21 protein-coding genes and 7 pseudogenes are annotated in these 25,432 nt (G+C 67.7%); 11 read left to right on the top strand and 17 right to left on the bottom strand.

The annotated features are described in order from the left end of the window. A pseudogene (locus ACWD11_RS34315) lies at positions 1-171 on the top strand (IS5 family transposase); the annotation flags it as partial. Here ACWD11_RS34315 and ACWD11_RS34310 read toward each other — a convergent pair. Next, positions 155-1,168: a hypothetical protein gene (locus ACWD11_RS34310; protein WP_389421424.1), complete on the bottom strand. Its 1,014-nt coding sequence runs from the start codon at positions 1,166-1,168 to the stop codon at positions 155-157. The pseudogene ACWD11_RS34315 and the gene ACWD11_RS34310 sit on opposite strands and share 17 nt — an antisense overlap. Before the next feature lie 507 nt (positions 1,169-1,675). Between ACWD11_RS34310 and ACWD11_RS34305 the strand changes: the two are divergent. The 3 pseudogenes from ACWD11_RS34305 to ACWD11_RS34295 form a co-directional block, all read left to right on the top strand. Beyond that, positions 1,676-2,344: pseudogene (locus ACWD11_RS34305) on the top strand (MerR family transcriptional regulator); the annotation flags it as partial. Positions 2,345-2,497: 153 nt separating this feature from the next. Next, a pseudogene (locus tag ACWD11_RS34300) lies at positions 2,498-2,623 on the top strand (IS5 family transposase); the annotation flags it as partial. A gap of 90 nt (positions 2,624-2,713) precedes the next feature. Further along, positions 2,714-3,043, top strand: a pseudogene (locus ACWD11_RS34295) (transposase); the annotation flags it as partial. 89 nt (positions 3,044-3,132) lie between these two features. Here the strand turns inward: ACWD11_RS34295 and ACWD11_RS34290 are convergent. The 6 genes from ACWD11_RS34290 to ACWD11_RS34265 all read right to left on the bottom strand — a co-directional run bounded on the left by ACWD11_RS34290 (position 3,133) and on the right by ACWD11_RS34265 (position 9,088). After that, on the bottom strand, positions 3,133-3,555 hold the full coding sequence (locus tag ACWD11_RS34290; protein ID WP_389421425.1) for a hypothetical protein: 423 nt from the start codon (positions 3,553-3,555) through the stop codon (positions 3,133-3,135). Positions 3,556-3,703: 148 nt separating this feature from the next. After that, positions 3,704-4,918 (bottom strand): hypothetical protein, encoded by a 1,215-nt coding sequence (locus ACWD11_RS34285; RefSeq protein ID WP_451287790.1) that lies wholly within the window; start codon positions 4,916-4,918, stop codon positions 3,704-3,706. Next, on the bottom strand, positions 4,915-5,718 hold the full coding sequence (locus ACWD11_RS34280; RefSeq protein WP_389421427.1) for an ABC transporter ATP-binding protein: 804 nt from the start codon (positions 5,716-5,718) through the stop codon (positions 4,915-4,917). Before ACWD11_RS34280 ends, ACWD11_RS34285 begins: the two co-directional genes overlap by 4 nt. A 17-nt stretch (positions 5,719-5,735) precedes the next feature. Next, positions 5,736-6,179, bottom strand: coding sequence for a hypothetical protein (locus ACWD11_RS34275; RefSeq protein WP_389421428.1), 444 nt, complete (start codon positions 6,177-6,179; stop codon positions 5,736-5,738). Positions 6,180-6,999: 820 nt separating this feature from the next. After that, positions 7,000-7,863: a hypothetical protein gene (locus tag ACWD11_RS34270; protein ID WP_389421429.1), complete on the bottom strand. Its 864-nt coding sequence runs from the start codon at positions 7,861-7,863 to the stop codon at positions 7,000-7,002. An 883-nt stretch (positions 7,864-8,746) separates the two neighbouring features. After that, on the bottom strand, positions 8,747-9,088 hold the full coding sequence (locus ACWD11_RS34265; RefSeq protein ID WP_451287787.1) for a hypothetical protein: 342 nt from the start codon (positions 9,086-9,088) through the stop codon (positions 8,747-8,749). Positions 9,089-9,633: 545 nt separating this feature from the next. Between ACWD11_RS34265 and ACWD11_RS34260 the strand changes: the two genes are divergently transcribed. Both ACWD11_RS34260 and ACWD11_RS34255 read left to right on the top strand, forming a co-directional pair. After that, positions 9,634-10,149: a hypothetical protein gene (locus tag ACWD11_RS34260; protein WP_389421431.1), complete on the top strand. Its 516-nt coding sequence runs from the start codon at positions 9,634-9,636 to the stop codon at positions 10,147-10,149. 114 nt (positions 10,150-10,263) lie between these two features. Continuing rightward, positions 10,264-11,697, top strand: coding sequence for a flotillin family protein (locus tag ACWD11_RS34255; protein WP_389421432.1), 1,434 nt, complete (start codon positions 10,264-10,266; stop codon positions 11,695-11,697). A 675-nt stretch (positions 11,698-12,372) separates the two neighbouring features. On the opposite strand, the gene ACWD11_RS34250 is transcribed toward ACWD11_RS34255, so the two are convergent. Further along, entirely contained in the window at positions 12,373-13,614 is a 1,242-nt protein-coding gene (locus tag ACWD11_RS34250) for a cation:proton antiporter (RefSeq protein WP_389421433.1), read from the bottom strand. 671 nt (positions 13,615-14,285) lie between these two features. On the opposite strand from ACWD11_RS34250, the gene ACWD11_RS34245 reads away from it, so the two are divergent. Then, entirely contained in the window at positions 14,286-15,356 is a 1,071-nt protein-coding gene (locus tag ACWD11_RS34245) for a PucR family transcriptional regulator (RefSeq protein WP_389421434.1), read from the top strand. Positions 15,357-17,111: 1,755 nt separating this feature from the next. Here ACWD11_RS34245 and ACWD11_RS34240 read toward each other — a convergent pair. Beyond that, a pseudogene (locus tag ACWD11_RS34240) lies at positions 17,112-17,314 on the bottom strand (IS5-like element IS4811 family transposase); the annotation flags it as partial. Continuing rightward, positions 17,268-17,575: pseudogene (locus ACWD11_RS34235) on the bottom strand (transposase); the annotation flags it as partial. The pseudogenes ACWD11_RS34240 and ACWD11_RS34235, both read right to left, overlap by 47 nt. Positions 17,576-17,594: 19 nt before the next feature. On the opposite strand from ACWD11_RS34235, the gene ACWD11_RS34230 reads away from it, so the two are divergent. Together ACWD11_RS34230 and ACWD11_RS34225 are read left to right on the top strand one after the other, a co-directional pair. Continuing rightward, positions 17,595-17,858 carry a DUF6300 family protein gene (locus ACWD11_RS34230; protein ID WP_389421435.1) on the top strand — a complete coding sequence of 88 codons (264 nt, stop codon included), beginning with the start codon at positions 17,595-17,597 and terminating at the stop codon, positions 17,856-17,858. 255 nt (positions 17,859-18,113) lie between these two features. Next, complete coding sequence (locus tag ACWD11_RS34225; protein WP_389421436.1) at positions 18,114-18,350, top strand: hypothetical protein; 237 nt, start codon at positions 18,114-18,116, stop codon at positions 18,348-18,350. A 117-nt stretch (positions 18,351-18,467) separates the two neighbouring features. On the opposite strand, the gene ACWD11_RS34220 is transcribed toward ACWD11_RS34225, so the two are convergent. The 3 genes from ACWD11_RS34220 to ACWD11_RS34210 form a co-directional block, all read right to left on the bottom strand. Further along, the gene (locus ACWD11_RS34220) at positions 18,468-18,770 is read right to left on the bottom strand and encodes a hypothetical protein (protein ID WP_389421437.1); all 303 of its coding nucleotides are present in this window, start codon (positions 18,768-18,770) and stop codon (positions 18,468-18,470) included. A 381-nt stretch (positions 18,771-19,151) separates the two neighbouring features. Beyond that, positions 19,152-19,379, bottom strand: coding sequence for a helix-turn-helix domain-containing protein (locus ACWD11_RS34215; RefSeq protein WP_389421438.1), 228 nt, complete (start codon positions 19,377-19,379; stop codon positions 19,152-19,154). Further along, positions 19,379-19,993: a DUF2975 domain-containing protein gene (locus ACWD11_RS34210; protein WP_389421439.1), complete on the bottom strand. Its 615-nt coding sequence runs from the start codon at positions 19,991-19,993 to the stop codon at positions 19,379-19,381. Before ACWD11_RS34210 ends, ACWD11_RS34215 begins: the two co-directional genes overlap by 1 nt. 740 nt (positions 19,994-20,733) lie before the next feature. On the opposite strand from ACWD11_RS34210, the gene ACWD11_RS34205 reads away from it, so the two are divergent. Then, the gene (locus tag ACWD11_RS34205) at positions 20,734-22,173 is read left to right on the top strand and encodes a WD40 repeat domain-containing protein (protein WP_451287783.1); all 1,440 of its coding nucleotides are present in this window, start codon (positions 20,734-20,736) and stop codon (positions 22,171-22,173) included. 422 nt (positions 22,174-22,595) lie between these two features. Further along, on the top strand, positions 22,596-22,952 hold the full coding sequence (locus ACWD11_RS34200) for a hypothetical protein (protein WP_389421441.1): 357 nt from the start codon (positions 22,596-22,598) through the stop codon (positions 22,950-22,952). A gap of 87 nt (positions 22,953-23,039) precedes the next feature. Here ACWD11_RS34200 and ACWD11_RS34195 read toward each other — a convergent pair whose 3' ends face one another. The 4 genes and pseudogenes from ACWD11_RS34195 to ACWD11_RS34180 all read right to left on the bottom strand — a co-directional run. Continuing rightward, positions 23,040-23,957, bottom strand: coding sequence for an IS3 family transposase (locus tag ACWD11_RS34195; RefSeq protein ID WP_451287781.1), 918 nt, complete (start codon positions 23,955-23,957; stop codon positions 23,040-23,042). Then, positions 23,954-24,262: a transposase gene (locus ACWD11_RS34190; protein ID WP_033329589.1), complete on the bottom strand. Its 309-nt coding sequence runs from the start codon at positions 24,260-24,262 to the stop codon at positions 23,954-23,956. Before ACWD11_RS34190 ends, ACWD11_RS34195 begins: the two co-directional genes overlap by 4 nt. Positions 24,263-24,328: 66 nt before the next feature. Next, positions 24,329-24,830: pseudogene (locus ACWD11_RS34185) on the bottom strand (transposase family protein); the annotation flags it as partial. Between the two features lie 30 nt (positions 24,831-24,860). Then, the coding region (locus ACWD11_RS34180) for an IS3 family transposase (RefSeq protein WP_451287778.1) at positions 24,861-25,432 on the bottom strand (572 nt) is incomplete at its 5' end.

The following is a 25,432-nucleotide window of genomic DNA, read 5'->3' as shown; positions in this document are numbered from 1 at the left end:
CGCGGCGGCCGGGCGCCGAAGTTCGACAAGATCGATTACAAGGAACGCCACGCGGTGGAGTGCGGGATCAACCGGCTCAAGCGCCACCGGGCCGTAGCGACCCGATACGAGAAACTCGCCGTCCGCTACGAGGCGACTGTACTGGTCGCAGCCATCAACGAGTGGCTGTGACCAGCACTTTCGCAACACGCCCTAGGTCGTGGACCGCGCCAGCCGCCTCCTCACGGTCCGCGTCGGGGAGGTCCCGGCTGGTCAGGACCAGGGTGAGAAGCCGGGTCAGGTCGTCCTGCGCGGGGGCTTGTGCGTAGGTGTGCTGAAAGTCGCGTACGACGGTGTCGACCGGTTTGTTGATGAAGGTGGTGTGGGTGCCCTGGAAGTAGAAGTTCTCCGTCACGGTGGCTCCTGATGTTCCCGAGTGGATGACGACACGGCAGTCGGTGAAGTGGTGTTCTGGGCGCTCGACCGCGACGGAGGCGGGGACAAGGGTGTCCCGGATGGCCTGCTCGGCGGCGCGGACCCGGGCGAAGGCCTCGCTGTCGGCGATCCGGTCGGCGGGCGGCGTTGCGCTGAGGCGTCGTACGGCGGTCTGCACGGAGACGGGCGCGCCGAAGTGGTACATGGTGCGTCGGAAGTAGCGTTCGTGGCTGGAGACCTCCGGTGGCCTGGCCGTGGGCCCGATCAGCCGGGCGAGGTGGCCGAAGAGCGTGCGGAACCAAGCCGGGGTGGCCTCTTGGACGGGGAAGACGATCCGGTCGGCCGGACCCGGTGCGCCGGCCGCGGTGTGCGGGGCCAGCAGGACCAAGCAGGGCAGCAGGGCGGGGTCGACACCGAGGGCGGCGGCGACCTCATAAGCCCCCTGGGCGTCGTACGGCTGCCAGTCCAGCCAGCGCAGCGGCGCCAGGACTCGGTACACCTCGGGCTGCAGATGCCGACGCCAGTACCGCTTGACCGCGTCCGAACCGCGCTCCTCCTCGACGACGAAGACCCATGTGGCCGGGCCGGACAGAGCGTTGAGATCGTCCAGGTGAGTGCGGACGTAGGTGGCCAGTTCCACGTCGGCGTCGGTGTAGAGCAGGACGCCGAAGAGGCGAGGGCTGGCGTCCGCGTCCGGGGTGTTGGCGGTGAGCTGGAGGCGCTGAAAGAGCGCGGCAGCGGGGGGCCGGGCCAATCGCGGCTTCCCCTTCGGGGCTTTCCTCGATGTTCAGCACCAGCAGGGCACCGTCGGCAAGGTCCGCCTCGTCCAGCGGGAGGACGTCCGGCAGTTCCCCGTCGGTGGCGGAATCCGTGATCCAGATCGTCGGAGGCCACTCGCCCTTCGCCGGTCTGGCCAGACCAGCATGCAATGCCGCCTCCATGCAGCGCGTCTTCAGATCGCCGACGGTGGCGCATCCGTCCGTGTCCACCCTCACCGTGCGCTCGAGTAACAGAGCGTCCAGCTTGCGCCAGTCCGCGTTGTCGTCGTCCGGCGCTCGCGCGGCTCCGGCGACCCGCAGCAGAGACTCGACCTCGTCCAGGTAATCGGACCCGAACGAACGGTAGCTGGTGACGTACCAGGCCCCTTGCCTTACCGCCGCATGTATCTGCATCGTGTTCCCCTATCGCCCCGCCCGCCCTGTAGGCCAACCAGCACGCCACTGAGGGGGGTTGAAGCTTCAGGAACGCGGCTGGGGTTGGCATCATTGCGCTGAAAGACCTCGGCCTGACCCTCCACCAGGTCCAGCAAATCCTGGACGAGAAGGTCACCACCGAAGAACTGCGCGCCATGCTGCGGCTGCGGCGGGCCGAGTTGGAGGTCGCCATGGCCGCCGCAGCGGCGCGACTGGTCCAGGTCGAGGCGAGGCTCCGGTCGATCGAGAGCGAGGGGCACATGCCCACGAACGACGTCGTCTTCAAGAGCATCCCGGTGGTCCGGGTGGCGGAGCTGACCGCGACCGCCGCGAGCTTCGACCCCGAGGACATCAGCCCGGTCATCGGGCCGCTCTACGACGAGCTGTTCCGGCGCCTGGACGCGGCCGGGGTAACGCCGGCCGGGCCCGGTATCGCCTACTACGAGGACGTCCCGGAGGGCGGTGGCAGCATCAGCATCCACGCCGCCGTCCAGGTCGCGGCCCCGCTCCAGGACGGCGCCTTCCGGGTGCTCGACCTGCCGCCCGTCGACCAGTGGGCGACCATCGTGCACCGCGGCTCGATGGACACCGTGCTGCCCACGGCCCAGACGCTGGCCTTCTGGATCGAGGAAAACGGGTATCAGTCAGTCGGATACCCCCGGGAGATCACCCTGCAGTGTCCGGACAGCCGCGACGACTGGGTGACCGAACTCCAGGCGCCGGTGACCAAGCCCTGAAACCCAGTGGGCCATCGTCGCAGGATCCGGCCCCCACCGGCTCGAGCGTCACGGCCGGGCAGTCGGTGGCCGCAGTAGTCCGCAGCTGCCCGACCGTCGTCTGGCGAGCTTCTTGGAGCGAGTCAGCGCGGCAGCGAGACCGAGGAACGCAGGCTCATGCTCCACCGCCGCCTCGCCCGCGACTATGAAATCCCGCCCGTCCGCTCCGAAGCCATGATCCGCCTAGGCATGACCGACCTCATGGCCCGCCGCCTCACCGGCGAGAACACCATCTCCTAATCCGTAGTTATGGACGTTCCGATGGAGCGGGTGTTCCTCGGGATGTTTGAGTACCGGATCGTGACATCTCGGGGCAGCCGGGCAGGCCACACCCGCTTCGCCGACGCCCGCGGCCTGAAGGCATACGCCGGGTCTTCGCCCGTCACCAGGGCCTCCGGCAAGAAGTCCTCCATCACCCGGCGCTGGGTGAAGAACGACCGCCTCAACCACGCCGGCTACCTGTGGGCCTTCTCGGCTCTCCGGCACTCACCCGGGGCTGGCGCCCACTACCGGCGACGACGTGAGCACGGAGACTGGCACGCAGCCGCCCAGCGCAACCTCTTCAGCCGCATGATCGGCCAGCTCTACTACTGCCTGCAGCACCACGAACTGTTCGATGAGCAGACCGCCTTCCCCACCGAACTCGCCGCCGCAGCTTGACGCGTTGGCATCGTGAGGTGTCTGGCGCGACCCGACACCACAGACCAAGCAGCCGATTGTGGGATAAAATATCGGGTGAAGACGACCTCTCAGATTCGTGCGCCCCTTGCCACGTACCCGGTCACGGCAAGGGCTAGGACCGCTGCGGAGATCAGGCTTGCGTAGGTCACGCTGCCTGGCAGGAGCAGAAGCGTCCAGCCTTCCACGCGCCCCTGTGGGCCGGTGCCCACCAGCCACATGACAATCGGGGTGAGCACGCAAGGTGCCCATGCGGCGCCTGCTGGAAGAAGCCAGGCTCCAGCAAATGCCAGACCGACGAGGAGTGCGGTGTTGCGATAGGCGACGAGGGCGCTGATAGCGGCTCCGCACGAGGCCAGCGCCAGCGCCAGAAGCAGCACGAGGCTGGTGGTCAGTGCACGCAGCCGGACGGTGTGAGGGGCGGTGCGTTCCTGGACTTCTGCCGCGGTGCTGAGGACCGAGGGCACGATGGCTGCGAAGATTGTGGGCACCATTGGCCACAGGGCTCCCTGTACGCCGTCTCGCGCTGGCACGTCGAAGAGCCGCAGCGGCGTGGCGAGCCACAGGACCGTACACAGAACGGCAGTTGCTGCCAGTCGTGGCAGCTGCCACCGCCGGGCGTACAGCGCGTGGCCGTGGAGGTCAGCCACGGCAGGCAATAAGGCCGGCAAAGGCTTGGTGAGCGACCATTGTCCGCTCGTGTGCGCTTCCGCGGACAAGCCGGGGGTCGAGTGTGGGATCGTCGTTGTCGCTGGGGATACCTGCTGCTTGGGCAAGGTAGTAGCGGGCGTTGGTGTAGTTCTTCTCCATCTGAGACTGCGGCTCAATGGTGCAGTCCGGGCCGTAGTAAGTGCCGAGGATCATGTCCGCGAGTAGTTCCTTGTTGCCGGTGACGGTGTCCAGTCCGAGTTGTGCCGTGCCGGGCTGGCTGATGTGGGCGTCCTGTCGGTAGGAGACTGGCGCCTGGAAGCCGATCTTGTCGATGGCATGGATGAAGGGGCTCAGCGCCTGGCGCAGGTGGGGCTCGAAGTGCTGGTAGGAACGGCCCAGGCAGATCTGCGGGGAGGCACCGTGGCAGACGACGTCGCCCTCCCGCCTTTCCAGGTAGATCGGGCTGACGGTGGCCAGCTGGACGGCAACTGCTGCGGTCGCGAGGACAGCTGCGCCCATCACGGGCCACCGCGGCGTGCGATACCAGGTCGCCAGCCAGGTTCCTGCCAGGATCACCAGAGCTGCTGTCAGAACGAAGAAGAGACTCTGCCACGTCTGGGTGGCCATCTTGGGTGCGAGACCGACCAGGGAGCTGGTGGCGCCGCCAACCATGACAAATGCAGACAGGTTGCCAGCGTAGAGCAACAGCGTAGCCAGGAAGACGGTGATCGCGGCGAGTGGCGGAGCGAGCTTGCTTCCGCTGAGCCAGCCTGCGACGACGCCTGCGGCACACTCCGCCAGCAGGAGCAGCAGCGCTGGCACAGGAGTGACCAGCTCTTGTACGCCGACCTGCCACGGTGTGCCTGATCCGGCGACGATGCCACCGACCATGATCAGGCCCAGGAGGAACGCGGCTGCGCACCATGCCCACAAAGCTGCGGTCGCTGTGGCCAGCAAGGCTATGGGACGGCGATGACTGAGGAGGAATTCCTGCGCCTTGGCCAGCCGGTAACCCTCCCATCCGGCTATCCCGGCGAGGAGAGGACCGAGCAGCATCACCGTGAAGTTGTACTGGTAGACCGCCCACATCCATTCGTGGCGCCAGGTCATGCTCCGCAACAGGGTGTTCAGGACCGCCAATGCCAGGAAGGCGGGGAAGGCGGTTCGTCCCAGGGAACGGCGTGCGATGAGACCGGTGATGTTCATGCGGAACCTCCCAGCTCCTGCAGCGCCTGCTCGATGGACCGGGCCTCGCGCGAGGCTCGATGTTCCTCGCGGCTCGTTCCCTCGACCCGCGCGATCAGTTCTGCCGGTGTGCCGTCGAACACCACACGGCCCTCACGCAGGGAGATGACGCGACCGGCCAGGAGCTCGATGTCTTCGGTGTGGTGGGTGCTCATCACGACGCAGCACTTCGCGCCGAGGCTGCCCAGGTGCCGGCGTAGTTCGATGCGGTGCTCGACGTCGATGCCCGTGGTGGGTTCGTCCAGCAGCAGCACACTCGGCTGATGGACGACGGCCTGGGCGATGTAGGCGCGCTGACGGTTGCCGCCGGAAAGCTCTTTGAGCTTCATCGAGGCGACCTTCGCCAGGGCCAGTTCCTCGATGATGCGCTCTACGGCCTCCAGCCGCCGGGCGCGGGGAATGCCGCGCAGCCAGGCTGAGTAGGTCACAGCCTCCGTGACGGTGAAATGTCCGGGAAAGCCTGGTTCTTGCGGCAGGTAGCCGATGGCAGCACGGTAGAGACTGCCGACCCTCTTGGTGCCGGTGTCGCTCCCGAGGGTGATCGTGCCGGAAGTCTGCCCTGCCAGTCCGGCGAAGACTTTCAGCAAGGTGGACTTGCCCGCGCCATTGGGCCCGGTGAGGGCCGTGATGCCCGTCTCCAGAGTGAGGTCAGGGATGTCCACGACGGTCTTGTCGTGGTAGCGGACGGTGAGATTACGGGCACGGAGCCGTGCAGCGTCGTCGCTGCACGGCTCGTGTCCCCCCTGGGGGGCGTCAGTCATCGGTCGGACCAAGTCTCTCAGTAGCTGAACGAAGGCAGTGCTTCGACGGAGCACTTGTCGGGGACGGGCCAGCCCAGCTGCACACAGGCGCTCGTCCCACCGCGCACGCTGCTGGACGCTCCCTTGAGCGGCTGCTGCACGTAGTTGGTGACGTAGTACGTGTGGTTGTGCTCCGGGGTGTTCATGGAGCCTCCCGTCTGGGTGACGCCTTCATTCCAGTACCACTGGCCACGGGTGTAGATGGTGTTGCCGTCAGCGGCAAGGTCCTTCGACAGCACCTTGTTCTTCGCGTAGACGTTGTTGCTGTTGTAGAAGCTGCCATAAGCCGTGGAGCGGCTCTTGCCGTCGTAGGACGACGTCACCGACCCCCACGAGACGGCCGAAGCCGAACCGGCCAGAACGGCCGTCAGAATGGTCCCGCCCACGGCGAGTGCAACGGCACGAGGTGCAATGCGGTTCATGTTTCCCCTCCAAGAAACCGAAGGGGCCATGTGCTCCCCCGGCGCCGCGTGATCATGTCACGGCACAAAGAGGGCAAAGGGGGATGATAGTCCAGGCGCTTAGCCAACACCCCGCTGCCTGCCGTCCACCCAACGTGATGTCCAGCTGGGTTGAATAAGCGTCAACTACATGACAGGCCAATCGTCTTGCTCGCAGTCCGACCCTTCCCTGCCGTCGCGATATCGAGCCCGGAAGAGCAGGCTTCGTGATATTGCGGTGACGCATTTGTGGCCAGTTAGTATTGTTGCCTTCCAGCCTTGAAGCGACAGTTTCCCCACGACGAACGCCTGCTCCGCGTCCTGCAGAGCGATGACCGCATTGGCCCCGGCGAGAAGCACAAGGGCGCCCGCGACCAGCAACAGGCCGTCGACGTTGTGCCCCCGCCGCCGGCCCGATCTGAAGCCCGGCCTCTCCGGCCGCGCAGGAGAGCGCGGGAAACGCAGGAAACCGCAGGCTCGGCGGCGCGGACCTGGCATGCGAGAGAGGTCACTTGCGTAAGGTGCCAGGCCGGCCCGAACTCCCCGTGCGTGCCCCACGGTCCGCACCCCGAGCGGGTGGTGTGGGCGAAGGAGTTCATCCGCAAGCTGTGGGGCTGATGAGGTACCCGCCACCGCGCAACGTGACGCTGTGCCGTTTCCAGCGGAAACAGCACACTGGAGGCCCTCTTTACGTCGTAAAGAAGCTGTCCGCGGGCGGCCCTGAGGAACTGGTCGGCTGACCGGTAATGCCGCGGCGGGTCAGGACATGACTCCGGCGCGGGCTCCGGAGAGCTGCTGTGCCTCATGCCCGGAGGGGGCAGGTGAGCGGGAGGACGCGTTCGGTCAGCTGCCCGGTGAGGTGGGTGTCGGTGAGGGCGGCGTCGGTGAGCCAGTCAGCTTGCGTCAGCTGGTCGACCAGGTGCTGCAGCTCCCCGGAATCGACCGGAACCCAGGCGGCGAGAGCGGTCAGGGCGATGCCCTGGCCGCCGGGGCCGAGGCGGCCCGAGGCGTCGGTCTGGGTGGTCAGCGTTAGGGCGAGCAGCCGGGTTGCGGCGGTGGCTTTGGCCTTGCGGAGCTTCTTGTCCGAGATGACCTTCTGGGCCCAGCCGGAGAGTTTGGGCCGCATCTTCTTGCCGAACGTGAACGGGCCCGCGTTGTCCTCGTGGGGCACCAGGGAGGGGACGGTGATCGGGGTGGGGTTCTCCGGCCGGGAGGCGAGCAGGTCCCCGGCGGTGCCGGGCAGGTTGAGCCAGCCGCAGCTGGTCAGCTTGTCGACCAGGTCTGCCGGGTCGGTCATCCCCAGCGCGGTGAGGTCCTGGCCGACGAGGTTGCCGGTGCCGGTGTGCGCGGTGCGCAGGGTCAGCATGAGCACCAGCAGCCGTGCCTCCGGGCCAGGCAGCGGGGTGTGGTCGGCCATGTGCGCGAGGACAGAGCGCGCGTGGTCCCACTGTGTTGTCACGGTCAGCAGCCGCGTCACGGCCGGCCCGTCGTTGTCCGCGATGCCGCCGGCGATGGTGCCGGTGCGCTGCTGGTGCTGCAGGCGGGTGGCGGCGGCGGCCTGCTCGGCGCGTCGGGCCTCCCACCGCAGCGCGCCTTCGCAGGTGACGTCGGCCCAGCTGGCGAACGCGCGGGCCTTGCGTTCCTGCAGGTCGGCGAGCAGCGCCAAGTCGGGTTCGGTGCGCTGCTGGTAAGCACGGAAGAGATCTCCGAGCTCGATGAGTTCGTCCCGCAGTGCGACGGGCCGCAGGTCGTGGGGGATGACCCGCTGGGCGATCTTCGCCTGCGGTGGGCGGCGCCGCGCAGGTACGGGGCGAGGGGCCGGAACTGCCGCCCCGGCGCGGCCTGGTGGTCGGAGAACCGCGGCCCGCTCGTGCCCACGCTGGTGTCCGTGGCTGTGGGGGCCAGGCGGCCGATGGTCTGCGGGTTGGGAGGTTGGGAGGTGGCTGCGGTCTTGGCGCCGGGGGTGGCGGCTGCGCACCGGGAGCAGCACTCCATGGCTTGCCACCAGCGTCCTTCCCGGGCCGTGATCACGGCCAGGACGACCGGCCCGCCACACCGCCAGGGTTCGGCACGGGTATGCCGCCCGGTGTCGGGGAGGTGGGTGTGGCAGCCCTCCAGCTTGCATGCGCAGTACGCCCCGGGCCTGGGGGCGGGGGCGGCGCGGAGGTGGGCCTTGAGGTGGGCGATGGCGACCGCACGGCCGACGGCCGCGGACGGCAGGCGCTGTTCGGCACAGGCGGGACGGCTGCACGAGATGCGCACGGCCGCACTGCCCCGGCCGGCGGCGTCCAGACGCACTGTCCAACGGCGACCCGGCACCCGCTCGTCCAGCTCGCTCACCGCTGCCTGCGTCATCCCGGTCTTCCTCCCGTGCCGTGTCTGCGATGCATGCCGCCGCTTCCCGCCGTGCCGGGTGTGTGCGCGGGCGGCGAGGCCACCGTATGCGGCGCAAGGAGCGAAGGCTGGTGAACTCGCCCTGTTTACCAGCATGCAAGACCGTCGCATGCGTTGCCCGGCCAGCACCTGCCGCCGGGCCGGGCGTTGTTCGTTCAGTGCGGGGTGTGACAGTTCGGGTCGGTGCAGCTGCCGGCCAGTGCCAGCGTGCGATCCTGCGGGGGAGTGTCCAGCCACTCCGCACGCATGGCCTGGAGCCGGTCGATGTCCGAGGCGAGTTCTGGCACCTTGGCCCGCAATGCGTCGGCCCATTGCTGGGTGAGCGCTCGCCCGTTGACGTACAGCTTCCCGTCCCGGCCTCCAACGGCGAACAGCACGCCGCCCCTCTGGGCGGGGATCACCATCGCGCCCACTGGCTCGGCGACCTTGCCCTGGCGTACCAGCACCGCGGTGGCGGTCTGAGCCTCGGCCAGGGCTTCCTCGTCCACTGTCGGCATGGGATCGGGGCCAGCGGGCGGCAACAGGGGCATCACGCCGTCCTGGGGCGCACCGTCCAGGCCGTGGCCGGCGAGCTGATTGTTCTCGTAAGGTGACCACCCCCGCCAGCAGCGGCATTTCCTCCCGCAGCCGTTCGGCCACTGACGGCATGAGCCATTCGCCGTTGGCCAGCACCTGCCCGCTCCTGCCGACCGCGACGGAAAGCACCTTGCCGTCCGGGGTGAAGTCATACTTCACCCCGGGCCACCGGCCATCAACCCGGTGTCGATCGCCCGGTCCCACAGCCGCATGACCCGCTCGACTTCCGCCTGTGGGAACGGCGGCACCGCCTGCGGCTGGACCCCAGACTGGCGGCGCACGTCACGCGCCGCGCTTCATCTTCATCCGCCCCATCGGCGGTCTCCCTTACTCCGGCCGAGCTGTGCAGAGACCGGCATCAAGGGATCATAAAGGTTGCCGGAACCAGGCAGTGTTTTCGTCCGGGCTACCTGTGAGTATTGCGGTCACAGGCGGGTTGACAGTGGGGGAGAGGCGGTGGTCGCGGATGGCCTGGTTTCTGGGTCTCGGCATCGCAGGAGTCGTACTGCTCGTCCTGTCCCTCGTCTTCGACGGTGTCCTTGAGGGCCTCTTCGACGGCGTCGATGCGCTGGACGGTCTCTTCGACGGCTGGCTGTCGCTCCCGGTCATTGCCGGGTTTGTGTCCATGCTCGGCTTTTCCGGCGCGATCGTCCTGGGCGCCACCGGGCTCGGCGCGGTCGGGGCCACCGCGGTTGGTGTGCCCGCCGGGGCTGTAACGGGCTGGCTCGCTTACCGCCTCAGCCGTGCGCTGCTGAGCGACCGCTCCGGTGCTGCCCCGCGCGGCGAGGACCTGATCGGGACCGCGGGCTCAGTGGTGACAGCCATTCCGGCCGGGGGTTACGGCGAGGTGCTGGTCCACCGGGCCGGGCAGCCGGTGAAGCTCGCGGCGAAGAGTCCGAGCCCGGTGCCGCGGGGCGCCGAAATCTGGGTTGAGGGGGCACTGTCGCAGACAGCGGTCTTTGTACGCCCTGTCGAACGCTGACCCACCGCGCCGCGCCCCCCATCGAGCACCGACACAGCCGATACATCGGTGCTCCTTCATCTATGAACTCGTATCGATCTGCCGTCCCCTGGGAGGGCTGAGGGGAAAGACATCATGAGTCCAGTTGTCATCGCCGTCATAGGAGTCGTCGTACTTCTCGTGCTGCTCGGCCTGGTTGTCGTCACCCGTTACAAGGTGGCGGGTCCGAGTGAGGCGTTCATCGTCACCGGGCGGCGCGGTAAGCAGTCCACCGACCCCGAGACCGGGCGGGTGTTCACCGATAACAGCGGGCAGAAGGTCGTGGTCGGCGGCGGCGTCTTCGTCGTGCCGTTCGTGCAGCAGAAGTTCACGCTCGACCTGTCCTCGCGGCACATCCCGGTCGCGGTGCGCGGCGCGGTCACGCTGCGGGGTGTGAAGGTCAATCTCGAAGGTGTCGCCATCGTCAAGGTGGGCGGCACGGAGGACTCGATCCGCGCGGCCGCTCAGCGCTTCCTCATGCAGCAGAACGGCATCGTCGGCTTCACCCAGGAGGTCCTCTCCGGCGCGCTGCGCTCCATCGTCGGCCGGATGTCAGTGGAGGACATCATCCGCGACCGGGCCGCGTTCGCCGGGCAGGTCGCCGAGGAGGCCGAGGCGAGCCTGTCCGGGCAGGGGCTGGTGCTGGACGCTTTCCAGATCCAGGACATCACCACCGAAGGGTCCTACCTGGAGGACCTCGGTCGGCCCGAGGCCGCCCGCGCCAAGCAGGAGGCCGACATCGCCGAGGCCGTCGCACGGCGCGCCTCCGAGCAGGCCCGGCTGAAAGCTGAGGAAGAGATCGCGATCGCCCAGCGGACCTTCGCGCTGAAGCAGGCCGAGATCAAGGCCGAGACGGACGAGGCGGCGGCGCGTGCCGCGGCCGCGGGCCCGCTGGCCGAGGCCGCCCGGCAGCAGGATGTGCTGAGCGAGCAGGAGAAGGTCGCCGAGCGCCAGGCCGCGCTCACCGACCGCGAGTTGGACTCCAGGATCCGCAAGCCCGCCGACGCCGCCCGCTACCAGGCCGAGCAGGAGGCCGAGGCCCGCCGTATCGCCCAGGTCAAGGAGGCCGAGGCGGACGCCCAGCGTTCCAGGCTGACCGGTGAGGGCGAGAAAGCGCACCGCGCCGCGCTGGCCGACGCCGTACGCATTGAGGGTGAGGCGGAGGCCGCCGCGATCGCTGCCAAGGGGGCAGCTGAGGCCGATGCGATGCAGAAGAAGGCCGACGCCTTCGCCCAGTACGGCGACGCCGCCGTCCTGCAGATGCTGGTGGAGGTGCTGCCGCAGGTCGTTGCCAAGGCGTCCGAACCGCTCAGCGCGATCGACAAGATGACCGTGATCTCCACCGACGGCGCCAGCCAGCTCTCGCGCACGGTCGCTGACAACGTCGCCCAGGGCCTCGAACTCCTCGGTTCCACCACCGGAGTCGACATTGCCGAGCTGCTGAAGGGCATCACCGGGCGGGCTGGTGGTGCGCAGCCCGCGACGACGGCGCCCACCGCGGCCAACGGGAAGGTCGAGATCACCGGCTGACGCCGACATCAAGTAGAGAGTGAGCCCGGGCGGGCCCCGAACCGCCCGGGCTCACGCGAGAAGGCGGTTCTGCTGACTGGCACCACACTTGAGGTAAGCGGATGAGGTAAGCGGACAGATTTTCCGCCGCCGGGGCGGCTGTCCGAGCCGTCGCCTCACTGCGGGGCTGGGCGCCGGAGCGAGTCCGCAGCCGCACGACCCCATGGAGCCTCCGTGTCCGGGGCGTCGCACTGCTGGCGATCTGGCTCCGCGGGCTGATCGGCCCGCTGCTGCGGTGGAGCAACCTGTACTCAGAGGACGCCAGTTTCCTCGCTTACGTGGTGCAGGCTGGGCTCCTGCTGTTTGCAGGAGGGCTCGTAGCCGGATCACATCTGGGCGAGCGGTTCTACCAGCGGGCAGTGCGAGCACAGGCAGGCGATCACGCTGGGGCCATCAGCGGGCGGCCGTGATGAGTGGCTACGGCAACACCCAGACAACATCCCGAATGACGGTAAGGCACACCTTCCCCGCTCCGCCCTGTGCGCTCGGCTACTACGCCACCAAGACCGCCCGAAGAGCAGGTCTGGTCAACGCTCCCGACGGCTCGGGGCCACGTCTCGCCGCTCCTTCGGCCCACCCCCAGCGCAGCCTCCTGAGCTCCGTCGTCGACGAACGCCCGGGTACGGCTCGGCACGGTCACGCGCGCGCATTTGTGCGGGTTTCCGCGGGAGGTGCGTCGGCGTTTTCGCGGCCGGTCGGGATTCCCGCGAGGTCGTCGACGTGGAAGAGGCGGGCGATCGGTACGTCGGTGGAGCTGTGCGCGATGATCGAGAAGGCGATGCACACGGCGATGAGGGTGAACGCCTCCTGGCCCTGCGGGATCCCGGCCTGCAGGACGAGCAGCCCGTACACCACCGAGGCGAAGCCCTTCGGCCCGAACCAGGCCGCGACCAGCTTCTCCTGCCGGGTGAACCGCGTGCCGATCAGCGACAGCAGCAGCGACGCCGGACGGATCAGCACGATGGCGAGGACCACCGCGACGTACCCGCCGAAGGACAGGTCGCCGAAGAGCGACGGCGTCAATAGCGCGCCGAACACCAGCAGCGCCGCGAACTTGGCCAGCTCGGCGAGTGCCTCGCCGAGCGGCTCGAACGCCTCCTTCGCCTCCTGGGACCGGGCGGTGAGCACGGCGCCGGCGGAGAACGCGGCGAGGTAGGGGTTGGCGTGCGTGAGGTGGCAGACTGCGTACAGGATCACGCCGATCGCCAGGGGCAGCAGCGGCTGGAGCTTGGGCTCGGCGCCCAGCAACCGGAACCGTACGAGTTCGACTACAAGGAACGGCAGGACGACTCCGAAGACCAGCCCGAGGACCAGCTCCAGTGCGATCTTCCCCAAGGACGCTTCGGCGTGACCGGAGGTCGGCCCGGCCGCGGCGATCAAGATGAGCACGACGGGCAGGGCGAGCCCGTCGTTGATGCCGCTCTCCACGTTCAGCAACTGCCGCAGCTTTGACGGGACTTCCTTACGGCCGACGATCGCGGAGGCGAACACCGGGTCGGTCGGCGCCAGTACGGCACCGACGAGGAAGGACGTCGTCCAGTCCAGGCCCACCAGGTAGTGCGTGATCAGCGCCATGCCGACGAACGCTAGGGGCATGCCGAGGCCGAGCGCTCGGGCCGGGTTGCGCCAGTTCTCGCGCAACTTTGAGAAGGAGACGTGCATGCCGTCGGTGAACAGCACTGCGAACAGCGCCAGATCGGCCGTCACGGACACGATCTCGCTGTCCGGCGTGATGTGGATCAGACCCAGGAACCCATCACTGACCAGCGCGCCGCCGACCAGGAAGAGCAGCGATGTCGACAGAACAGTCCGGGCGGCAAGCCCCGACAGCAGCACCGCGATGAGCAGCGCCACCCCAAAGACCACGACGAGCACCATGACCAAGACCCCCGATCAGCAAAGGGACTGAAGAGAGTTCTCCTCAGACCGCCGACCAGACTTCCCGGCACACCGCAGGGAACCCTACACGTTCTTTACGCTGCGCTGACAGGCTCTTGTCATGCACTCCAGGCCATCCGACATTGCCGCAATCCGGCATGGTGGGCTGCACGGGAGGCACTTCACTCGGCACGTGTCGCCATGCGTCACAGCGTAGGCCAGGCCGATCTGCCGCATGACTGCCTGAGTCTGGCCGCTGGCAGGACATCCGGTCCTGCTTCGATAAGTCGCAGGAGGCGCCGGCCTGTCCGCCCGGTTCTGCGGGCGTCGAGGCCACCGCGCAGCCGGACCATCGGACGGGGATCCGGGACCGGCCCCCCATCGACGGCGACGGAAGCGGAAGAGATGCATCACGGCCTCCGGGCAGGCGGACATGTCCGCCGACCAGGCTTCCCGGCAGACCCAGGGGCAGCGTACGGGTGATGACCGTCGCGCGCCTCCGCGCCCTGATCGGTCTGGGCCCTCGGTGCGGCGGTGACACCTTGCCCGCAGTCGGAATGTCAGCCTCTGACAACTGCCGGAGCCGGGCAACGACCGCCTTGTGCGGGTCTCCTTTCCTGCAGCCATGCGCTAGAAAGACGTCAGCAACGCATCAACTTCGGGGGGACGACATGGCGGTGCGGGACGTGTCCGAGGAGTACGACGAGTACCTGGAGGGGTACGCCGACATCCTTGCGAACGCCTCGGCGACCGGGCGGCGGCTGACCCGGGGGGAACTGGATTCGCGCCGGGCGCTGGGCGAGCAGGCTGCGGAGGCCGGCCTGGGCCTGCGCGTGATGGTCGGCGCCCACATGGCCGCCGCCCGGGCGCACTGGCCGGTCGGGGGAGACGTTTGCGTGGACGACGTGCTGGGCGCCATGGCACAGGTCGTCGACGCGTTCGCCGAGGGCTATGAACGGGCGCAGCGGATCGCCGTACGCCAGGAGGAGGCCGCTCGCCGCGAGTTCATCGACGACCTGCTGTACGGCCGCAGCGACCTGGGCCGGCTGGCCCAGCGCGCGGAACGCTACGGGCTGCGTCTGTCGCACGAGCATGCGGTCGCCGTGGCCCGCGGCCCGGTCGCCTATGAAGAGGGAGACACGGTTCTGCGGCAGGTGGAGCACGCGCTGATCGGCCGGTTCGGCGACCGCAGCATCCTGCTCACCACGAAGGACGGCCGGCTGGTGTGCATCGCCCCGGGCGACCAGGGCGAGGTACTCGCTCACTTCGCCAGGCAGGCGTTCGCCGCCACCGGCGGCGGCCAGGTGGGAATCGGCCGTCCGCAACCGGGCGCGGCCGGCGTCGTCCAGTCCTACGAGGAGGCCCTGAACGCCCTCGACCTGGGCGAGCGCCTCGAACTCGACGAACCCGTGCTGCACGCCGCCGACCTTCTCGTCTACCCGGTCCTCACCCGCGACCGGCAGGCCATGTCAGAGCTGGTGGAGAACGCCCTCGGACCGCTGCTCGAAGCCCGCGGCGGCGCCCAGCCGCTCCTGGACACCCTCACCGTCTACTTCGACTCCGGCTGTGTGTCCGCAGAGGCGGCGCGGCGGCTCTCGCTGAGCGTGCGTGCCTTCACCTACCGCCTGGAACGCATCCACCAGCTCACCGGCGCGGACCCGTCCGACCCGGTGCACCGCTACACGCTGCAGACCGCGGTGATCGGCGCCCGGCTGCTGGATTGGCCCACGAAGCCCGACTGAAGCCTGCCTGATCGTTTCAAAAGGAAGTTCGTTGTGGGACGTGGCAGTCGGGTGGGGGCTCACACCGGACCTTCGCCGGTCGACCGGGCTCGGACCGGCAGCAGAGCTCCGGATCCGGTGTGCGCTTGTAGATGCGACCGGTGCGGTGCTGCGGGTCGTAGTAGGCCTGCCGGTACAGCAGGATGACCGCTTCAGCCCGGCTGATCAGGGCCTAGCCGTGGAGTAGATCGCTCAGCCGCGGCCGATGGTCGTCACGCAACTCGCAGGTCCCGACAACTGCTCTGCAAAGTTCCTTTACCGGCTCGAAGTGAGACCAGTGCACGAACTGACTGACGGCGGGTAGTCGGAGCCTGTGAGTCAGTTCAGGTGGCGAGGCCAGTATCCGCTCCAGCCTCGAGCAGTGAAGATCCTTCGATTTGGGCGCTGGTTCCACGCAGCGTTCACGTTGCTGTGGTGCGTACTGCTGATCGACAGGGTCGTGGGCGATGAAGGTACGGCGGCGGTCGTGTGGGCGGCTGCGTGCGCAGCCATGTTCTTGATGTTCTTCGTCGGCACTATGTGGACCCTCCGCCGTCACCGACAGGAAGAGACGATGCGGCTCCGGCACCAGCGTCCGGTGACCCCTCGTATGAGAGATGACGGTTGATACACCCGCTGCTGGGGGCAGCCGATAGGCATGGCAGACCATTCATACCGGTTGCCTGAGGGCCTGGCTGAGACGCTACGGACGATGCGGTGGGTGCAGCTCGCAGTGGCTGTCCTCGTGCTGGTCTGGTTGGGACTGGCGTTGCGGCGGGGGAGTACGGGCCCGCGGGGTTCAACCTGTGGTTCCCGGGGGCCTGCGCGTATATCTGGCCGGTCCCACGCGGCCCAGAGTTTCACCCGACTGAAACGCCATCAGGACGCGATCCAAGCGGAAGGCGGGAGCCCTTCCCCGTAGCCGCTCGTTTTCGGTGCGGGGGGCTGATGCAGGTTCGGGTGACAGGTGCGGTCACGCGGCCTGGAGGGCCGGTGTGGTCATGACGGTCTCGAATTCGATGGGGGTCAGGCGGCCGAGTGTTCCCAGTTCTCATCAACATTCACGAGCGACGTGACCGCTGCGTGCTGCCCGAAGCCATCGACAAACGTTGCTCACTCGCTTGCGAAACCACCGGACCTACGCCGAATTCGTTGGTGGGCACTACGACCCGCGCCCCGGCGAACCCCGCACACAAGGGCCCGGCGTCGCCTGCCGCTTCTACTACTCTGGCGACACGCCCTGACCACAGGCCCGAACGCGGCACCGGTTGCCCCGCCGACAGGGCCGACCACGGCAGGGCAGCGGATCCGGCTTGCTCGCCCACGGTGGCGACAGCCCTTTGAGGCCCGCCACTTGGTTGGGTTAAGCCACCGCAGCGGCGGAACTCTCCCGGGCCGCCGGGGCGTAGTGCCGTGCATGGACCCGATCAAAGAGACGCACGTGAGCGAGCCGGGCTTGGTCGCCTGGAGATCGGGATCGGCGTGTGCCGCAGCTTCGAGATGCGACGCGAGCCGGTCGGCAGGCACATCAGGGCCGCCGTCGCACCGGCCGACGACCTCGACGGGAACCCGGCAGGCAGCGTGATGTGACGCTGCAGGGTGCCGTGCCGCGGGTGCTGCCGTGGGAGAGTGTCCGTGCTGCGCTTGTGGTGGAACCTAGGCGGCGATGGTCCGGGTGAATGCCAGTCCCGGTCGTCCTCGCGGGATGCCGACTTGCCCGTGCGGCGGGACTGGCCTGCGGGTGATGCGTCTGTTCGTGAGCGTGATCGCCGCCCAGGTGATCAACGATTCCGAGTGCTGGATGAGTCGTTCGTAGTCCCGGGCATGGCGGTGGGCGTGCATGAGCCAGGCCAGGGATCGTTCGACGCCCAGCGGCGGGGCAGGATGACGAAGTGAGACAGTGAGGGCGGCGAAGGCCCAGAGGAAGCCGGCATTGATAAGGCGGTTGTTCTTGACGAACCGGCGGTCGGCGAAGCGTTTCTTGCCGGAGGCCCGGGTAATGGGCGCGGATCCGGCGTACGACTTCAGCGCCTGGGCGTCGGCGAACCGTGCCCGGTCGTCGCTCAGCTCGAGCACGCGGGTGCCGAGCGTGGCCCGCGGGGGAAGCTGAGCAGGATCTCGCTGTCGGCGTGCTGGTGAAAGACGGCTGTGGCCGCCTCCGAGAGGTCGTCCGCGGCCTCGCGGGTGGCGTGCAACTGCCTTGGAGCAGGGCCAGGGCCGATGCGGCCGTGCTCCCGCTGCGGAAGGGATCTCCTTCTGCAGTGGAACGGCCCGTGGGCAACCGGCGTGTGGATGGAGCTCTGTCCGGCCTGCGACGCCGAACGTCTCGCCGCCAGTGCGCTCATCGACTGGCACCGCGACCTTGACCGTGAGCTCAAGGCGCTGCCCACGCGGTTCGAGGATTGGGAGACCGAGACCATGCACGCCACGGCCGGGCCCGCGCCGAACACGCTCGGCTGTACCAGGCCGCCTGCGGGCGTATGAGCAGCGATAGTTGCACGAGCAAGCGCTCATGACTGTGCTTCAGCGCAGGCCGTGGGGAAGTAGACTTCGGATGGTGACCGCTTGGCGTGCCGCTGTTATGGTCCGCGCATGAGACGCACCGTTGCCGCCCTTTTCATATCTGGTCTTGTGCCGCTCGCGGCATGTGCTCCGTACTCAGAAAGCGGGACAACTTCGAGACCGCGCCCGCATGTTGTCGCTGGAATCGACGGCGACTCCCTGACTGAGGGGCAGTCCTTGTACCTGGACGAGGTTTTGGCGGGTGCCTCGGGAACCGATGTTGGCATGCGGTGGAGGAAGCGCGTCGTCTCGGCAACGAAAGGCGATCTGGACATGCTCTTCGACGGCGAACAGCTGAACTTCTGCAACGGTGCCCCACGGCGCAGCAAAAACGCGCTGATCGCCCAAAAGGGGCAAGATGAAGGGGCTTTTGTGTTCCTGCGCCAAGAAGCCGCCCGTAACCGTCTGTGTTGATCGAAAACTCTTGCCACACCAGGCGCAGGCGCTAGGGCGTTCCGTCTGCTGGGGCGGACGCCCCCTCGCACCAGTGGCCTGACCAACCGTGACGCGGCAGGCGCGGCAAGCCGTCTCTCAGCCTTCCCGAGGTTCGACTGGGCCAGCTGTCCGGGCGCCTGAATCCTTGCATGCCGAGAGCAGGAACAGGACCGCAGCGGCGGCGGTGAAGCCGAAGCCGACGTTCATACAGACCATGACCGTCTCGAATGAGGCGTCGGCGATCCGGGGGATGCCGTTGACGAGCATGAGGGCGTAGATGCACAAAATGCCGTAGGCGCGAAGCCGCATCCCGGCCTGTCGCTTGCGCATCCACGGCGGTGTCCACCCCACCAGTATCGCCACCGGCACCGGCACCGGCAGCATGAGCGCTGTGGACACTGCCAGCGCTATTCAGTGGTACAGCGGATTGCCGTTCACCCCGCCCCCTTCGTATGCGATCACCACCCTACGGAGGGTGGCGAGGCCCGTCCACGCCGAACACCGCTAGCTTCCGGCGAAGCTATCCGGTCAGAGCATTAAAAGGCGCTGGTATAGGTGGCCGGGCAGTCCAGGAAGCTCGCAGCCACGATCCCGGTTGCTTCAGCCCGGGGAGCCGACGTCTGGGTCTGGCAGGCGCCGTCGCGGGTCGGCGGTGCCCGTATGCCGGGTCGCTGACCCGGCGAAACAGTCCTCCCTGCGGCATCCGGCCGAGGCGCCGGTCTCATCCCCCCCTTTGCCGAATGCCGTTCTCAGCGAGGGCCAAGGGGACATAGCCAAGACTCAGTGCCGACGGTGACTGAGCAGATCGCCTGGCTGGCACTCCAGTACCTCGCAAAGGCGGGTCAGGGTGGTGAACCGCATGGCCCTCGCCCGGCCGTTCTTGAGAATCGACAGGTTCACGTGAGTGACTCCCACCCGGTCGGCGAGCTCCGCCAAAGTCATCCCGCGCGCTTTGAGCAGTTCATCGAGATGGACCTCGATTGCGTGCTCCTGCTTCTCCTCGGACATCAGACCGTTCCGTCGAGGTCTTCTCGCATGGCGATGCCGACCCGCATGATCCGGGCGAAAGAGAGGACGCCGAGGCCGGTGAGTATCGCCATGAAGGGAATGTCCCACGACCACAGCCCGGAGACAACGTTGATGTCGCCGACGCGGCTCAGCGAGTCGATGAGAGCTTCTTGGGCCGTGGAGACGGCCATCGCGGTGAGCACACTGCCGGCCAGCAGCCACCAGCCCAGCCTGCGCAGCCGTTTTGCGGTCTGTGCGGTGTAGAGGCCGTCACGCTCCGCACCTCGGATCAGTTGCAGGACAAGCAGGAGCGCCCCGACGGTGAAGACGAAGGGGGCGAGTTGTGTTGCGGCGTTGAGGAGGCCCTGGACGGTACTGGCGGCCTCCGTGCAGTAGTTCGGGTGGGCGCCCAGGTCGACCGTGGCTCCCGGTGCGGGTCTGAAACCCGCGGGCGGCACCTCGCCTATGCTCACCGTCGTCGTCGTATCCATGACGCATACGAACTTGTCGCCGATGCCCAGGACGGTCACGCCGTCCACGAACAGCGCGCCGAGCAGGCCCACACCCATCAGCCCCGCCATCAGCGTCACGATGGCCGTGACCGCTGTCGACATCGGCTCCAGCGGATTGCGTACCCTCGCCATAATGCCCCCCGTATCGATTATCGATGTTATTGAAAAACGATACAGAGGGCGGTGGGAGTTCGGCAACCCCCGGGGCCAGACGTGATCGTTTCTGCGTTCACGACGCAGAAGGATCAGCGCAGAGCCGCTGGGTGAACAGTGCGATGGTTGCTGGACCTCAACAGAGTGTCCGGCTGCGTCGTGTCCGTCCCGGACAGTCTCAGCAGATCGAACGCTGCGTTGGCACCCCTACTGGGAGACCTCAGACTCGTTGGACGGGCGGTGAGGGCATGTCCTTCCGGCAGATCGCCGACCACCTCGGGAGCAAGCTCAGCACCGTTGGCCCGTGTTCTCCCTTCGAACGCGGACAGCGGGCGGGCGCACGCGCGGCTGTCGGGGACGGTGCCTCGGACGTACCTGCCGGCGACGACTGACCGGATCGGCGCGAGGAGCCGCACGCCGAGGCTCGGAGTGCTTGACTGAGCGGGTGGCAGCAGGAAGGGGAGGGCACGGGGATGAGAAATCCACGGGCGGCCTACGACGACTGGCAACTGCGCCGGTACAGGCGGCGGGCCGACGAGCGCAAGGCCCGCCAGTTCGAGGAACGGACAGGTCACCAGAACTGGGGTGACGACTCCCTCGGCACGGCACTGACAAAGCTCGATCTCGCCGTCGGACCGCCGGTGGACGCCCGGCGGCTCGCGGCCATCCCCCCAGGCGTCGGGTTGTACGTGCGCGACGTCAAGGAGGTATGGCGCGGAGCCGACGAATCCGGCATGGAAACTGTCGTCCTGAGCGCGCTCCAGAGCCTCGATTGCGCCGGCCTTGTCAGCATCACCGAGGGGGACGACGGCTGGGGACGGCTCACCGTTCCCTCAGATCTGCACGAACGCCTGATGTCGCGCTGGTCGGCGCAGGAGGCCGCAAGGTGGCACGACCGGCTCCTCGACAACGCCCGCGCACTTGTGCCTCCCGGAGCCGGATGGTGGGACCTTCCCACCGACGCCGGCTACTGGTGGCAGCACCTCGTGTGGCACCTGCGGTACAGCGACCCCGATGCCGCCGCGGCGCTGGTGGCGCAACCACGCTGGCAGGCCGCCCGTATCCGACGACTTGAGGTGCAAGGGCTCCTGACGGACCTGACCCTGGTCGACTCCACGGAGTCCCGGGCCATCGCTTCGACCATCAACGCGGTCATCAGCGGGCAGGCACCCGGAAGCATCCGCGACGCGCCAGAGCAGGCCCGAAGGCTGCTGAGGGCCCTCGGATTGACCGCCCCGGCGCCGTCCGTCCCCTGGCCGCGGTCGGCGGTCCGTGCGGTCCTGCACGTGCCGCCCTTCACCCGCGACTTCGCCCTGTCACCGGACGGAACCTGGATGGTGACGGCCGGCAAGGACGGGCTCATCCGCGTCTACGACCTGGAGACCCGGACCGTAAGCCGGGTGATCCACAGCCCGTACGACCAGCTCAGTCACTGTGCCATAGCCCCGGACGGCAGCTTCTTCATCGCCGGAACCACGGGGGAGAACGTGCGGGCGTGGGACGCGGCCACCGGGGAGGAAAAGCACTCCTTCCGCATAGGCGAAGCATGGAGGACCGTGCAGAGCCCCAGCGGCACGTGGATCTGGTACGACATGAGAACAGGGACCCTCGGGAACGTGCTCACCGGCTGGTGTGCACCGACGAAACCACGGACGACGCGCCTGACGCGGATGACCCTGAGCGGCAACGGTAAAACCCTAGCCATGGCCAATCCCAGCGGTGAAGTCTCCCTGTGGGACCCGGCTTCCGGCGCGCAACGCGCCGAGTTGCCCAGACAGCCGCATGAAATCCACCGACTCGGTCTGGCCGACAACGGCTCGTGGATCGCCCTCGGGGACCTACACGAGATCCGCGTACTGGAACTCCCCGGTGGACACGAACGTTTCACCTTGCCGGGCGGCGGTAACACCAGCAGCACGCGATTCGCCACCACCGACGACTGGCTGGCCGTACCCGACAAGCATCGAGTACACATACGGTCCACCCGCGACGGGACACTGCTGAGCACCCTCGACATCCACACCCACACCATCCTCGACTGCCGCCTCTCACCGGACCGGAAGCACCTGATGACTCTGGACAACGGCGACCTGCTCCTGGTGTGGGACGCTACCGCCCTCGCCCCCTGAGGACGCGAGGACATCCAGGCGCCACTTGGTGCCCTCGCCGCGACAGGGACACGACGCATCGCGTGGACGGAGAGGGCCCCGCCGGTGACATCGCCGGACGCACCCGGTCCTGCCGCACATCCAGCAGCAGCGGCCCTGGCCCATCCCCGACAGGAGGGGTGGGACTTACCCGCTCCGCCGATACCCCGGGCCGCGACCGGTTGGCCGCGTGTGGAGGACCGGCAGGGTCGTCAACGGGATGGTCTACCAGATGCACACCGGGATTTCCTTGATGTGACCTGCCGGAACGCAACGAGACTGATCATTCTGTGGGTGGGCGGTCGCCACCGCCACCCACTGAGCCCGTTCCACCTTCAGGCGACAGCTGATCGGCGCTGTGTCACGGACATCTGGTAGACCCTGGAGCTACGACGTTCTTGGCGGTGGTTGAGGGTGATGCGGTCGGATGGCGCATCGATCGAGATGCGCTGACTGACGCGATCCGTGCCCGGTGGTCTGCCGTCGAGATCGACTCGATGCATCACAGTGAAGTGCGCAGCCTCATATGGCAGTTCGAGACGGAGAACGGCCCCGGTGAGGCGTATCTGCACGAGGACGGAACCTGCCTGTACATGGACGTCTGGGAGGAAGACGCGATCTGGTTGGCGATCGTCTTCCGGAGGCTGACACCCATGGACCTTGACCTGGTGTTCTGCGATGAGGGTTACACCTTCGACGTTCGTCTGCGGGCGGGGACGACAGAGGCCGAATTGACGGACCTCCTGACTGCTGCGGGTTGATCTCAGCCCCTGGCGGCGAGCTGGAGTACCAGGACGGCTTGGACGAGGCTCGTGATTGAGGTTCCCCCGTCATGCGGGAGGTGCTGATCAGCTGGTCAGCAGGGGTTGATGGGTGTTCAGATTCGTTGGTTCGGCTGTCGCCTGCTCGGCGTAGTGCTTCTCCTCGAACTCGATCGGGCTGAGGAAGCCGAGCCGTTCCTGGATGCGGCGGGAGTTATAGAAGCCGTCGATGTATTCGAAGAGCGCGAGGTTGGCCTCGGCCCTCGTCGTGAAGGTGCGGCCGCGGATGCATTCGGTTTTGATCAGCATCCAGAGGTTCTCCGCGAGGGCGTTGTCGTACGAGTCCCCGACGGACCCCATGGATGCCTCAACTCCCGCTCGCAGCAGTCGAGTTGTGAGCTTGATGGATGTGTACTGACAGCCGTGGTCGGCGTGATGGATGAGCTTGCCGGGCTCGACCTCACGGGACGCGAGCGCGTACTCCAGGGTGGTCAGGACCAGGTCGGCGTCTGCGCGGGCAGAGGTCTCCCACGCGACCACCCGGCGGGAGAAGGCGTCCCGGATGGCCGAGAGCCACAACGGTCCCTCGCCTGTGGAGATCATCGTCAGGTCGGTGACCCACAGCCGGTTCGGCGCCGGTGCGGTGAAGTCCCGGTTGACCAGGTCCGGGGCGAGCGTGGCCTTGGGATCGCGGCGCGTGAAGCCCTTCCGCCGTGGGCTGACGCCCGCGATGTCGGCCTCGCGCATCAGCCGCTCGACCCGCTTGCGGCCCACGCGCGTGCCCTCGCGTCTGAGGACGGCGTGCACGCGCGGCGAGCCGTAATTGCCGCCGGACTCCGCGTGGATCTCCTTGATCCGCTCGGTCAGCTCGACGTCGCGGCGCCGCCGTTCGCACGGGTCCTTCTCCGCGAGGCGCCAGCGGTAGTAGGTGGAGGAGGCGATGTGCAGTTCCCGCAGAACGCACTCGACTCCCAGGCGGGGATGCTCGTCGAGGAGCGCCGTCACCTGGGCCGGGTCGGGTCGAGCTGCGCCGCGAAAAAAGCCGAGGCCGTCCGCAGCACGTCGTTGGCCCGCTTGAGCTGGGCGTTCTCCTTGCGCAGGGCCACGAGCTCGGCCCGCTCGTCGGTGGTGAGCCGGTCGTCGCGCTCGCCGGCATCGGCCTCGGCCTGCCGGATCCAGCCGCGCAGGGCCTCGGGATGCACACCGAGATCGACGGCCAGCTTCTTGATCTGCGGCTTCGGGTCGGAGGTCCGGTACATCCGCACCGCACGCTCACGCAACTCCAGCGAGTACTTTCTGGGGGCGGCCATGGTCGATGTTCCTCTCATGAGAACCATCTGACCCTCTGTCAACACACTCCGCATCTCGGGGGAACCTCAGATCCGGGTCGTCGAGCAGCGGAGTTTGCGGAAGAGGCGCCAGGACTGGAGGGTGGCGATGGCCTGCTCGACCAGTGCACGGATCTTTGCGTAGGACCGGTTGACGGGCTTCTGGCCAGTGGAGAGGCTGTCCCATCGGCCGCGGTAAGGGAGACGGTCCGTGTCGCCTGCACCCTGGTAGCCCTTGTCTGCCCAGCAGGTGATGCCGGCCTCGGCGAGTGCCTCGATGATGCCGTGCTCGCGCGCGGCCCCGGACGTCGTGGACGGCACCGGCTAAGGCTGGTGAAGCCCACATTAGGCTTCCCGTCGGATCGGCTATGACCTGCACGTTCATGCCGTGCTTCTTGTGTTTGCCCGAATAGAACGGGCGATCAGCGGCGACTCGGTCGATGGGTAGGAGCGTCCCGTCCAGGATCACGTATGCCTTCGTCGACGCCGCTCGTACGGCTTCGGTGAGGGTGGGGGCGAGGGCGGCCAGTAGGTTGACGGCCTCGGTGATGGGGCCTTGACCCCGAATCCTGAACACGGGTTATGCGGCTGGTGCCAGCGTAGTTGGTGTGTGGTGGAGGGTGTTCTCGAAGGCGATCGGTGATCGTTGTCCGAGGCGGGAGTGTCGGCGTCGGGTGTTGTAGCGGTGGAGCCATCTGAAGGCGTCGAGGCGGGCCTCGCGCTCGGTTGACCAGCTCTTTCGTCCTTGCAGGGTTTCGCGTTTGAAGGTCGCGTTGAAGGACTCGGCGAGTGCGTTGTCAGCGCTGGACCCGACCGCGCTCATGCTTCGCCGGACCCCTGCTGACCTGCAGGCTTCAGCGAAGGCCCTGCTCGTGTACTGGGCTCCGTGGTCGGTGTGCATGATCGATCCGGCGAGGCTGCCGCGGGTGCGGATCGCCGCGGCCAGGGCGTCGGTCACCAGGTCCGCGCGCATGTGGTCGGCGATCGCCCATCCGGCCAGACGGCGCGATGCGAGGTCGATGACGGTCGCCAGGTAGCAGAACTTCCCGCCGTCGATGGGCAGGTAGGTGATGTCGCCGACGTACTTCGCGTTCGGCTTGTCCGCGGTGAAGTCGCGGCCGATCAGGTCCGGGGCCTTGGCCGCGGCCGGGT

Source organism: Streptomyces sp. NPDC002776 (genome assembly GCF_053592195.1).
Note: the sequence above shows the minus strand (reverse complement) of the source record. Positions and strands in the feature narration are given on the sequence as shown.